The sequence below is a fragment of the Sphingomonas phyllosphaerae genome (assembly GCA_036946405.1).
Taxonomy (GTDB): domain Bacteria; phylum Pseudomonadota; class Alphaproteobacteria; order Sphingomonadales; family Sphingomonadaceae; genus Sphingomonas; species Sphingomonas phyllosphaerae_D.
Window position 1 is genome coordinate 104812 of the sequence record JAQIJC010000001.1, and the last position, 11515, is coordinate 116326.

General features: G+C 68.6%; 10 protein-coding genes. 6 read left to right on the forward strand and 4 right to left on the reverse strand.

The features are described from left to right. Positions 1-2: 2 nt before the first annotated feature. The 6 genes from PGN12_00515 (at position 3) to PGN12_00540 (ending at position 6456) form a co-directional block, all read left to right on the forward strand. Entirely contained in the window at positions 3-512 is a 510-nt protein-coding gene (locus PGN12_00515; protein MEH3102372.1) for a 2Fe-2S iron-sulfur cluster-binding protein, read from the forward strand. Next, the gene (locus PGN12_00520) at positions 509-1474 is read left to right on the forward strand and encodes a xanthine dehydrogenase family protein subunit M (protein MEH3102373.1); all 966 of its coding nucleotides are present in this window, start codon (positions 509-511) and stop codon (positions 1472-1474) included. Before PGN12_00515 ends, PGN12_00520 begins: the two co-directional genes overlap by 4 nt. Next, entirely contained in the window at positions 1471-3720 is a 2250-nt protein-coding gene (locus tag PGN12_00525) for a xanthine dehydrogenase family protein molybdopterin-binding subunit (GenBank protein MEH3102374.1), read from the forward strand. The genes PGN12_00520 and PGN12_00525 overlap by 4 nt, the downstream gene beginning before the upstream one ends. Before the next feature lie 166 nt (positions 3721-3886). Beyond that, positions 3887-4810: an XdhC family protein gene (locus PGN12_00530; protein ID MEH3102375.1), complete on the forward strand. Its 924-nt coding sequence runs from the start codon at positions 3887-3889 to the stop codon at positions 4808-4810. After that, complete coding sequence (locus PGN12_00535) at positions 4797-5468, forward strand: nucleotidyltransferase family protein (GenBank protein MEH3102376.1); 672 nt, start codon at positions 4797-4799, stop codon at positions 5466-5468. Before PGN12_00530 ends, PGN12_00535 begins: the two co-directional genes overlap by 14 nt. 88 nt (positions 5469-5556) lie before the next feature. After that, entirely contained in the window at positions 5557-6456 is a 900-nt protein-coding gene (locus PGN12_00540; protein MEH3102377.1) for a diguanylate cyclase, read from the forward strand. Positions 6457-6504: 48 nt separating this feature from the next. Here PGN12_00540 and PGN12_00545 read toward each other — a convergent pair whose 3' ends face one another. From PGN12_00545 to PGN12_00560, 4 genes are all read right to left on the reverse strand, one after another. Beyond that, positions 6505-7713: an ABC transporter permease gene (locus PGN12_00545; GenBank protein MEH3102378.1), complete on the reverse strand. Its 1209-nt coding sequence runs from the start codon at positions 7711-7713 to the stop codon at positions 6505-6507. Positions 7714-7917: 204 nt separating this feature from the next. Continuing rightward, a complete protein-coding gene (locus PGN12_00550) occupies positions 7918-8640 on the reverse strand; it encodes an ABC transporter ATP-binding protein (protein MEH3102379.1) in 723 nt (240 codons plus the stop codon). Then, a complete protein-coding gene (locus PGN12_00555; protein ID MEH3102380.1) occupies positions 8630-10000 on the reverse strand; it encodes an efflux RND transporter periplasmic adaptor subunit in 1371 nt (456 codons plus the stop codon). The genes PGN12_00550 and PGN12_00555 overlap by 11 nt, the downstream gene beginning before the upstream one ends. Then, the gene (locus PGN12_00560) at positions 10000-11511 is read right to left on the reverse strand and encodes an efflux transporter outer membrane subunit (protein ID MEH3102381.1); all 1512 of its coding nucleotides are present in this window, start codon (positions 11509-11511) and stop codon (positions 10000-10002) included. Before PGN12_00560 ends, PGN12_00555 begins: the two co-directional genes overlap by 1 nt. Positions 11512-11515 lie beyond the last annotated feature (4 nt).

Genomic DNA, 11515 nt, shown 5'->3' on the forward strand with positions numbered 1-11515 from the left:
CCATGCATTTCACGATCAATGGCCAGTCGTTCGAGGCGGAGGTGGATGTCCGGACCTCGTTGCTCGACCTGTGCCGCGAACATCTGGGGCTGACCGGCTCCAAGAAAGGCTGCGACCATGGGCAGTGCGGCGCGTGCACGATGCTGGTCAACGGGCGGCGGATCAATTCCTGCCTGACGCTGGCGGTGATGCATCAGGACGACGAGATCGTGACGATCGAGGGGCTGGGCACGCCGGAGAACCTCCATCCGTTGCAGTCCGCATTCGTGCGGCACGACGGCTATCAATGCGGCTATTGCACGCCGGGGCAGATCTGTTCGGCGGTCGGGATGCTCGACGAGGTCAAGAAGGGCTGGCCGAGCCATGCCTCCGCCGACCTGACCAGCGCCGAACTCGACAATGCCGAGATCAGCGAGCGGATGAGCGGCAATATCTGCCGCTGTGCCGCCTATCCCAACATCGTCGACGCGATCCGTGAAGTCGCCGACGCCAGCGCGAAGGTGGACGCATGAAGACCTTCGACTATGCGCGCGCCGACAGCGTCGCGGACGCGACGCGCGCGGGAGGGCGGTTCATCGCCGGCGGTACCAACCTGCTCGACCTGATGAAATTGCAGGTCGAGACGCCGGACAAGCTGGTCGACATCAGCCGGCTCGATCTCGACACGATCGAGGAACGCGAGGATGGCGGGCTGACGATCGGTGCGTTGGTGCCGAACAGCGACCTTGCCGCGGACCCGCGCGTGATCGCGAAGTATGAGGTGCTGAGCCGCGCATTGCTGGCCGGCGCGTCGGGGCAGTTGCGCAACAAGGCGACGACCGGCGGCAATCTGCTCCAACGGACGCGCTGCTATTATTTCTACGACACCGCGGCGGGGTGCAACAAACGCCAGCCGGGCAGCGGGTGCGAGGCGATCGGCGGGTTCAACCGCATCCATGCGATCCTCGGCACCAGCGATCAATGTATCGCGACGCACCCCGGCGACATGCCGGTGGCGATGCGTGCGCTGGATGCAGTGATCGTCACGCAGAAGGCGGACGGCGACAAGCGCCGCGTACCGATCGGCGACTTCTACCAGTTGCCCGGCGACACGCCGCACATCGAGAATGTACTGGAAGCGGGTGAACTCATCACGCATGTCGAACTGCCCGCACCGACCGGCGGGCGGCACCTGTACCGCAAGGTGCGCGACCGTGCGTCCTATGCATTCGCGTTGTTCTCGGTCGCGGCGGTCGTGACGGTCGAGGATGGCGTCATCACCGAGGCGGCGCTGGCGTTCGGTGGCGTCGCGCACATGCCGTGGCGAAACCCGGCGGTCGAGGCGGCGCTGGTCGGCGAGGCCCCCTCCGACGACGCCTTCAACGCCGCGGCCGATGCGTTGCTCGACGGCGCGAAGGGCTTCGGCACCAATGACTTCAAGATCCCGCTGGCGCGGCGCACGTTGATCGCCAGCCTGCGCGAGGTGACGCAATGACACTGATCGACAAGGTGCTCGGGCGCGAGGATACGCGCAGCCTGACGATGAACGCGCCGCATCCGCACAGCTGGCTCGACGCGGGTACGCAAGGCGTGATCGGCAAGCCGCTCGACCGCGTCGAGGGGCCGCTGAAGGTGTCGGGCCAGGCGACCTATGCCGCCGAATATCCCGCCGAGCGGCTGAGCTATGGCGTGCTGGTGCGCGCGCCATTCGGGTCGGGGAAGATCACCGACGTGGTCGCCGACGCGGCGCGCAGCCTGCCCGGCGTGATCGACGTCATCACCGATTACCCCAGCTTCATCCGCAATCCGCAGCAGGGCGGCGAGAAGAAGGCGCCGACGCAGGGGGTCGAGAAGGTCGATTATCACGGCGAGATCGTTGCGATCGTCGTCGCCGAGACGTTCGAGGCGGCGCGCGACGCGGCGGCGCAGGTCGAGGTGACCTACGAGCCGCGCGAGGGCCATTACGTCTTCGCCGCACATCGCGATCAGGCGGACCGGCCGCCCCCTGACCAGATCCCTCCGCATATGGCGAAGGGAGATCTCGACACAGCGATGGCGGAGGCGGCGTTCACGATCGACGCAACCTATACCACGCCGAGCCAGAATTCGGCGGCGATGGAGCCGCATGCCTCGATCGCCGAGTGGCAGGACGGCACTTTGGTTCTGCACGGCAGCTACCAGATGGTCGCCTCCGACCAGATGCAGCTCGCCGCGGCGCTGGGGGTCGGCAAGGACAAGGTGCGGATCATCTCGCGCTATGTCGGCGGCGGGTTCGGGTCGAAGCTCGGGATCGCGCCCGAAAGCGTCGCGGCGGCGATCGCGGCCAAGCGGCTCGACCGGCCGGTGAAGGTCGCGATGGCGCGCCAGCAGGTGTTCGACGCCACCGTCCGCCGCTCGAACACCGAGCAACGCATCCGGCTGGCGGCGGACGCGCATGGCAAGCTGACCGGGCTTGGGCATGAGACGCTGGCCAGCAATCTGCCCGGCGAGGATTATTTCGAGCCGGCCGGGATCGGCACGCAATTCGCCTATGCCGCCGAGAACCGGCTGATCGACCACAAATTGGTGCGGCTCAACTGGCTGTTGTCGGGGTCGATGCGCGCGCCGGGCGAGGCGGTTGGGATGCTGGCGCTGGAAGCGGCGATGGACGAGCTGGCGTACAAGGTCGGCATCGACCCGATCGAATTGCGCCGCCGCAACGAGCCGGCGATCGATCCGACCGAGGACGTGCCCTTCTCGACGCGGCAGCTGATCCCGTGTCTCGACAAGGGCGCGGCATTGTTCGGCTGGTCGGACCGCAAGGCCGTGCCGGCGAGCGATCGGCGCGGCGAGTGGCTGCACGGCGTCGGCGTCGCGGCGGCGGTGCGCTCGAACATGCTCCAGAAGTCGTCGGCAAGCGTCGAACTGGCCAGCGACGGGCGCGCGATCGTGTCGACCGACATGACCGATATCGGAACGGGCACCTATACGATCCTCGCGCAGATCGCGGCGGAAACGCTGGGGCTGCCGTTGGAGCGCGTCACTGTCCAGCTCGGCGATGGAGCCGCTCCGCCCTCGGCGGGGTCAGGCGGGTCGTGGGGCGCAGGATCGTCGGGGTCTTCGGTGTATCTGGCCTGCGAGGGGCTGCGCGAGAAGCTGGCCAGGGCGATGGGTGTCGAAGTCGACGCGATGACGCTCAAGGACGGGCGCGCGATTGCCGAGAACCGCGCGGTCGAGATCGGCGAACTTGTCGGGGACGGCATGTCCGTCACCGGCACGATCGCGCCGGGCAAGCAGGAGAAGCTTCACCGCCAGGCCAGCTATGGCGCGCATTTCGCCGAGGTGAAGGTGAACGTGACCACCGGCGAGGTACGGGTCGAGCGGATGCTCGGCGTGTTCTCGGCGGGGCGGATCCTCAACGCGAAGACCGCACGCTCGCAATGCCTTGGCGGGATGACGTTCGGGATCGGCGCCGCGCTGACCGAGGAGCTGGTCCACGATCCGCGCAACGGCAAGGTCGTGAACCGCGATCTCGCCGAATATCACGTGCCGGTGAACGCCGACATTCCGCAGATCGAGGTCGCGTTCCTCGACGAGCGCGACGTGCACGCCAACCCGATCCACGCCAAGGGGATCGGCGAGCTGGGCATCTCGGGCGCGGGCGCGGCGATCGCCAATGCGATCTATCATGCGACCGGGGTGCGGGTGCGCGACTATCCGATCACCTGCGACAAGTTGCTGGCGGAGCTGCCGGCGGTTTGAGGATTAGTGGGCCGTCGTTCGTCGCCCCGGACTTGATCCGGGGCTTCGCTTCTTTCTTGCGGCGGATAAGAAGAAGCGGGATCCCGGATCAAGTCCGGGATGACGGGGGAGTTGGGCAAGCATAGCGCGTGGAACCCGCACCGACGTAATTCCTTGAAAGAACCTAATGGCCGACAATGACTCCGTCCTCGCCGCCGCTGCCGCCTGGAAGGGCGAGCCGCTGGCGCTCGCCACCGTCGTCTCGACATGGGGCTCGGCGCCGCGGCCGCGCGGGAGCCATATGCTCGTCCATGCCGATGGGCGGTTCGAGGGCTCGGTATCGGGCGGGTGCGTCGAGGGCGACATCCTCGACACCGCCGCGCAGGTGATCGCGGGCGCGCCGTTCGCGGTGAAGACATATGGCGTCGCCGACGATAGCGCATGGCAGGCCGGGCTGCCGTGCGGCGGCGAGATTTCGGTGATGGTCCAGCCGGTCAGCGCCGATGGCTTCGATCCCGAATTGTTCGATCGCATCGCCGCGGCGCGCGCGGCGGGCGAGTCGCTGACCGTCACCACCGACCTGTCCACCGGTCACGCCGACCTGCGCCCGCAGGAGACGGGGGAGGTGTTCGTCAACCGCTACGACCCGCCGCGCCGGCTGCTGATCGTCGGCGCGGTGCAAATCGCGCAAAGCCTCGCCGCGCTCGCGACGACGCTGGGGATCGAGGTGGTGGTGATCGATCCGCGCGGCCGGTTCCTGACCGAGGAGCGCTTTCCGGGTGTGACGCTCGACGATCGCTGGCCCGACGAGGCGGTGGCGGCGTGGAAGCCGGGGCGTGCGACCGCGGTCGTGACGCTGAGCCATGACATCAAGATCGACGATCCCGCACTGCTCGCCGCGCTGGCGAGCGACGCCGCTTACGTCGGCGCGCTGGGCAGCCGCCGCAGCCACGCCGCGCGGCGGGAGCGACTGGCGGCGTCGGGCGTTGACCCGGATCAACTCGACCGCATCGATGGCCCGGTGGGCATCGACATCGGCGCGATCGGCCCGGCGGAAATCGCATTGTCGATCGCCGCCGCCATGGTGGGAGCGTTTCATGATCGCCGTTGAAGACACCGTGCTGATCCTGCTGGCCGCCGGCCGTTCCGACCGGTTCGGCGCGGGCAACAAGCTGGATGAGCAGTTCCTCGCCCGTCCGCTGGGGCTGCATGTCGCGGTCGCGCTGGAGGACATGCCGTTTCGCGAGCGGCTGGTGGTCGTCGATGGCTGCACCATCGATTATGCCGCGCATCATTTCAGCGTGCTGCACAATGAAGTGCCGGATCGTGACATGGCATCATCGGTGCGGATGGGGGTGGATTGCGCGCGCGCGCACGATGCGGCGGCGGTGCTGATCGCGCTGGCCGACATGCCGCGCGTGACGGCCGCGCACATCTACCGCCTGTTCGACGCGGCCGCTGATCTGGATGGTCAGGCGGTGGTGGCGTCGAGCGACGGGACGACGCCGCGCCCGCCGGTGCTGTTCGGACGCGACCGGTTCGAGGAAGTGCTGGCGATCACCGGCGATCAGGGCGCACGCGACCTGATCCAGTCGGGGCGGCATGTCGTCGCCAACGCCGCCGAGCTGATCGATGTTGACACGCGCGAGGATCTGGAGCGGTTGCGCGAACTGGTCCATGCGCCGGAAGCGTTGATGCGCCCCGATTCCCACCTGCTGCGTGCAGGGTCGAGCGAGGAACGTCAGGCGGCGATCGACAGCCTCGGCTGACACATGCGTCAACCTCTTTACCGAAGTTTACCGCAGTTTTACAGTTTGCCGTTCACGACCCATTCCTGGTGCAAACGGCAGACGTTCGATGACCAATCCCGGAACCAACGTCAGCAAGTCGCTCTTCGAGATGGCGCTCGACGCGCTGCCCGACGGCGTGGTGTTGATCGATGCCGATCGGCGGGTGATCTACAGCAACGCCGCGCTGATCCGCCAATGGGGCGTCCCCGAGGAGATCGCCGCGACCCGCGACGAGCATCTGATGCTGGGCTATGCGTGCCAGCAACTTATCGACCCTGCGCAGTTCCTGAGCGAAGTGGATCGTGTCACCCCGACGAACGAGCCGGTCGAGGACGAATTGCTGCTGCGCGACGGACGGATCCTGATGCGCCGCAGCGTGCCGTTCGTCACCGATGGCGTGTTCGCGGGGCGGCTGTGGGTGTTCTCCGACGTGACCGAGGCGCGCTCGGCGCGGCTCGACCCGCTATGCGGCATTCCCAATCGGCGCGCATATTCGATCGACTTTCCCGCCTTCGCCGAAGCCGCGCCCGACGGCAGCGTGCGATCGGTGGGGATCGTCGATGTCGATAATTTCAAGGCGTATAACGACCTTTATGGCCATGCCGCGGGCGATCTGGTGCTGCGCCAGATCGGCGCGTTGCTGCGCAAGCGGATCGGACATGTCGACGATCTGGCGTTCCGGATCGGCGGTGAGGAGTTCCTGATCGCGTGCCGCGTCGCGGAGGAAGGCGATGCGGTCGCGTTCTTCGAGGCGTTGCGCGCTGCGGTCGCCGGCCTCGACCTGACGCATGAAGGCAATGCGCCGCACGGCAAGGTGACGATCTCGATCGGGGTCGGCACCTTCCGCGAGCCGCAGCCCGCCAACGATTTGTTCAGCCATGTCGACGCCGCCTTGTATCGCGCCAAGCGCGACGGGCGGAACCGGATCGAGCGCGCGGGAATGGCGGCGGTGCACGCTTCGGGGTGAATTGCACCTCCGTTGACTCCCCAACCTCTCCCCTGAAGAGGAGGGGCTTTACTCGTGGCGGAGGGCGTCGATCGGGTTGAGCGCCGCGGCGCGGCGCGCCGGGAAATAGCCGAAGACGACCCCGATCACCGCCGAAATCGCAAACGCGATCATGTTGATCTGCGGATCGAACGTCCACGGCACGTCGAGCAGCGGCGTCAGTCCGGCGATCACCGCTTGCGCGATGACCAGCCCGATCAGCCCGCCGAGGCACGACAGCACCACCGCCTCGACGAGGAATTGCAGCAGCACCTCATTCGCCACCGCGCCGATCGCAAGCCGGATGCCGATCTCGCGGGTGCGTTCGGTGACGCTGACCAGCATGATGTTCATGATCCCGATCCCGCCGACCACCAGGCTGATCGCCGCCACTGCCGCGACGATCCGCGTCAGCGCGGTGGTGGTGCCGGTCAGCGTATCGCTGATCTGCTTGGTGTCGAAGATGTTGAAATTGTCCTCGCGCCCGTCGGTGATCGTGCGCCGCTCGCGCAGCAGGTCGGTGATCGCTGACTGTACCCCGGCGGTCTGGTAGCGCTGGTCGACGCCGACCAGCATCAGCCGGATGTCGCGGTTGCCGGTGAAGCGGCGCTGCACCGCCTTGATCGGCATGATGACGACATCGTCCTGATCGCCGCCGAACCCGGCCTGCCCGCGCGTGCTGAGCGTGCCGATCACGTCGCAGCTGACATCGCCGAGCCGGAAGCGCTCGCCGACCGCCTCGCCGCCGCGGAACAGGTTCTGGCGGACGGTATTGCCGATGATGCACACCGCCTTGCCGGCCTGTTCCTCGGGCGTGGTCCAGTAGCGCCCGCTGGCGAGCGGCCACGGCTGAACCTGGAAATAGGCGGCGGTGGTGCCGTTGATCGTCGTCGACCAGTTCGCGCCCTCGTAGATCGCGGTCGCGCTGGCCTGCGCCTGCGGGGCGACCGCGGTGACGCCGGCGATCTGGGTCGCGATCGCGGTCACGTCCTCGGGGGTGAAGTCGGGCGGGCGTGGGCCGCCGCCGCCGCGGCCAAAGCCCTGTCCGGGGCGGATCTGGAGGATGTTGGTGCCGAGCGCGGCGATCTGCGACTGCACCGCCGCGGTGGTCGCCTTGCCGAGCGTCACCATCGTCACCACCGCGCCGACGCCGATGACGATGCCGAGGATCGTCAGGAACGAGCGCAGGATGTGGCGTCGGATCGAGCGCAGCGCGAGAAGGAGCGTGGTGCCGAACATGTTATTGCCCTCTCCCCTGGACAGGGGAGAGGATAGCGCAGCTTGCGAGCTTGCTCGCTAGCGAAGCTTGGTGAGGGGTCGAGCGCGCCTTCGGCGCGCGCGGCGCTGCGCGCCGCTGACCCCTCACCCAACTGCGACTAGGCGGCAGAGCCGCCAAGTCTCCGTAACCCTCTCCCCTTTCAGGGGCGAGGGACGTGAAAACCTTCACGACACCTTCTCCCCCTGCGCGTGCTGGGTCTCGATCCGCTCGACCAGCCCGTCCTTGAAGTGGACGACGGTGCGCGCGAAGGCGGCCATGTCGGGTTCGTGGGTGACCATCAGCACGGTGATGCCGCTCTCGCGATTGAGGTCGGTCAGCAATTCCATGATCTCGACCGAGCGTTCCGAATCGAGGTTGCCGGTCGGCTCGTCGGCGAGCAGCACGTCGGGGCGGGTGACGATCGCGCGCGCGATCGCGACGCGCTGCTGCTGGCCGCCCGATAGCTCGGCGGGAGTGTGATCCCACCAGCGATCGAGCCCGACCTTCTCGAGCGCCGCCATCGCGGTCGCGCGGCGTGCGCGCTTCTCGTCGCCGCGATAGAGGAGCGGCAGCTCGACATTCTCGAGCGCGGTGGTGCGGCTGAGCAGGTTGAAGCCCTGGAAGACGAAGCCGAGGTAGCGGCGCCGCAGCAACGCGCGCTCGTCGCGGTCGAGCGTCTCGACGTGATGGCCGCGGAACAGGAACGTCCCCGCCGAGGGCACGTCGAGGCAGCCGAGGATGTTCATCGTCGTCGACTTGCCCGATCCCGACGGCCCCATCACCGCAACGAAATCGCCCGCCGCGATGTCGAGGTCGACGCCCTTGAGCGCCTGGAACTGCGTCGCGCCCTGACCATAGACCTTGGTCACGTTACGCAACGCGATCAGGGGCGTGGCCTCACTGGCCACGCGACCGGCCGCCCTTCGCCGCGCCGCCCGCACCGCCGGCGCTTTCGCCCGCCGCAAGCTGCCCGGTGATGACCTGCTGCCCCGGCTGGAGCGCGCCGGCGGTCACCTCGGTCAGCGTGCCGTTGGTGTCGCCGGTCGTCACCTGCACCGGCTGCGGCGTGCCGTCCACGCCCTTGACGTAGACGGTCTGCGTCGCGCCGCGCCCGAGCGTCGCACTGCGCTCGGCACGGTTGCGGCGCGGCGGGCCAGCGAGGATCGTGCCGGTGATCCCCTCGCGCTTGCCCCCGCTCGCGCTCGGCTTGAAACGGAAGGCGGCGTTGGGGACGAGCAGCACGTTCTGTCGGTCGGCGGTGACGATATCGGCAGTCGCGGTCATGCCGGGGCGCAGCTGTAACGTCGGGTTGGCGACGGTCAGGTCGGCGGCATAGGACACCACCTGCCCGGAGGTGCTGGTGCTGCTGGTGCTGCTCGACGACGAGGACGTCGCGTTGCTGACGGTCAGGTTTGAGCCGAGATCGACGCGGGTGATCGCCGCGGGGAAGGTCTTGCCGGGGAAGGCGTCGACGGTGAAGGTCGCCTTCTGCCCGACCTGCACCTCGCCGACATCGGCCTCGTCGATCGCCACCTCCAGCTTCATGCGCGTCAGGTCTTCGGCGATGACGAACAAGGTCGGGGTGTTGAACGACGCCGCAACGGTCTGGCCGGGATCGACCTGTCGTGCGAGCACCACGCCATTGACCGGCGAGCGGATGATCGCGCGCGCGCGCTGCGTCTGCTGCTGCGACAATTGCGCGCGCGCGGCGGTGACGTTCGCCTCGGCGACGTTGAGTGCGGCGCGGGCGCGCTGCGCATCGGCCTGCCCGGTCTGAAGCTCGGTCTTGGAGGGCACGCGGCCCTTCGACAGCCGATAGACCTCGTTGAGTCGCGCGAGCTGCGCCTGCGATTCGGCGAGCGTCGCGCGTGCCTGCGCGACCTGTGCTTCGTTGGCGGCGAGCGTCGCCTTGGCGGCGTTGATCTGGTCATCGATCTGCTCGGGGTCGATCAGCGCGAGCGGCTGCCCGGCGGTGACGCGGTCGTTGACGTCGACCACCACCTTGGTGACGAGCCCCGACAGCTGCGAGCCGACCGTGACCTGATTGGTGGGCGCCAGCTTGCCGGTCGCCGATACCGAGACAGTCAGCCGCCCGCGCGTCACCGGCGTGGTGGCATAATCGACCTTGTCGGGATCGCCGAACACGCAGCGCGACAGCAGCAGCCCGACCAGCACGACGGCGGCGAGCACCAGCAGCCACTTGCCCCAGCGCCGCCACGCCGGCTGCGGCTTCACACCGAGGAAATCGTCGAGATTGGGGTCGGCCATCAGGGATTTCCGTCCGTAGGGGCTGGCGTCGGGGCGGGTTGGGCGAGCGTCGGCGCGGCGGCGACGCGCGGCGGGGCGGTCGGCACGGTCGTGCTGTCCCAGCCGCCGCCGAGCGCGGCGAAGAGCTGGACCAGCGCGGTTGCCTCGTCGGCGCGCGCCTGTGCCGCGCTGTTGCGGGTGGTGAGCAGCGTCGCTTCCTGCTGGCTGAGCGTCGTGAAGTCGCTCAAGCCGCTCCGATACTGTTCGCGCGACAGCAGCGCGGCGTTACCGGCGGCTTCATAGGCGACGGCCAGCTCGCGCTCGCGGCGGTCGGCGGTGTCGAGCGCGACGACGGCGTTCTCGACATCCTCCAGCGCGGTGAGGACGGTCCCCTTGTAGGCGGCGAGCGCGGCATCGGCGGCCGCCTCCTGCCCGCGCACCTGGCTGCGCAGCCGGCCGCCGTTGAAGATCGCCTGCGTCAGCCCCGCGAACAGCCCGCCCGTCACGGTGTCGAGCAGCGAGCCGACCGTATTGGCGCGCGCGTTGATGTTCCCGCTGAACGTGAAGTTCGGGTAGAGCGCGGCCTGCGCGACGCCGATCTGCGCGGTGGCGGCGGCGAGCGCGCGCTCGGCGCCGCGCACGTCGGGGCGCTGGCGGAGCACGTCGGCGGGGATGCCGATCCCGGCAGGCGGCGTTCCGGTCGGGATTGCGCGCACCGCGGCGAGCAACGGCTTGAGCGCGCCGGGCGCCTGCGCGGTCAGCACGCCGAGCCGCGAGACGGCGGCGTTATATTGCTGTTCGAGCGTCGGGATCGTCGCCGCGGTCTGGGCGCGCTGCTGCCGCGCCTGCTCCTGATCGAGCGACGAGACGAGGCCGGCCTGCAACCGGAAGCCGGCGATCTCGAGATTGTCCTCCTGCAACGCCAGGCTGGCGCGCGCATTGGCGAGTTGCTGCTGGTAGAGCCGCGCGAGGATATAGTTGCGCGCGGTTTCCTGCTGGACGGTCAGCAGCGCGGCGGCATAGTCGAAGCCCGACGCCTCATATTGCGCGCGGCTCGCCTCGATCGTGCGGCGCACCTCGCCGAACAGGCCGAGCTGATAGGAGGCGCTGCCGCCGACCGAGAAATTGTTCGCGCCGCCGCCGCCGCCGATGTTCTGGACCGTGCCGTCGGGGAGCGTGATCGTCTGCCCGCCGCCGCGCAGCGTCTCCGAGCGGCTGTAGCCGGTGTTGCCGCTGAGCGTCGGCAGCAGGTCGGCGCGGCTCTGCACCAGCGCCTCGCGCGCCTGCCGCAGCCGGGCGACCGCCTGTGCGACATCGGTGTTCGCGGCCGATGCCTGTTCGACCAACTGCCCGAGCACCGGATCGTCGAACCGCTGCCACCAGCGCGTCAGATCCTCGGGCGTCGGCGCGGCGCGCACCGAATAGCCGGCGGGCACCGCCAGCTCGGCGGCGGCGGGCGGACGATAATCGGGGCCGACGGTGCAGCCGGCCGCCGCCAGCGCCATCGTCGTGCAGAGAAGAACGCGCCTCATATCG

Excerpts from the sequence above, each read along its gene's own strand:
- PGN12_00530 (MEH3102375.1), top strand. The coding sequence starts at position 3,887 with ATGGCCGACAATGACTCCGTCCTCGCCGCCGCTGCCGCCTGGAAGGGC.
- PGN12_00515 (MEH3102372.1), top strand. The coding sequence starts at position 3 with ATGCATTTCACGATCAATGGCCAGTCGTTCGAGGCGGAGGTGGATGTC.
- PGN12_00540 (MEH3102377.1), top strand. The coding sequence starts at position 5,557 with ATGACCAATCCCGGAACCAACGTCAGCAAGTCGCTCTTCGAGATGGCG.
- PGN12_00520 (MEH3102373.1), top strand. The coding sequence starts at position 509 with ATGAAGACCTTCGACTATGCGCGCGCCGACAGCGTCGCGGACGCGACG.
- PGN12_00525 (MEH3102374.1), top strand. The coding sequence starts at position 1,471 with ATGACACTGATCGACAAGGTGCTCGGGCGCGAGGATACGCGCAGCCTG.
- PGN12_00555 (MEH3102380.1), bottom strand. The coding sequence starts at position 10,000 with ATGGCCGACCCCAATCTCGACGATTTCCTCGGTGTGAAGCCGCAGCCG.
- PGN12_00560 (MEH3102381.1), bottom strand. The coding sequence starts at position 11,511 with ATGAGGCGCGTTCTTCTCTGCACGACGATGGCGCTGGCGGCGGCCGGC.
- PGN12_00535 (MEH3102376.1), top strand. The coding sequence starts at position 4,797 with ATGATCGCCGTTGAAGACACCGTGCTGATCCTGCTGGCCGCCGGCCGT.
- PGN12_00545 (MEH3102378.1), bottom strand. The coding sequence starts at position 7,713 with ATGTTCGGCACCACGCTCCTTCTCGCGCTGCGCTCGATCCGACGCCAC.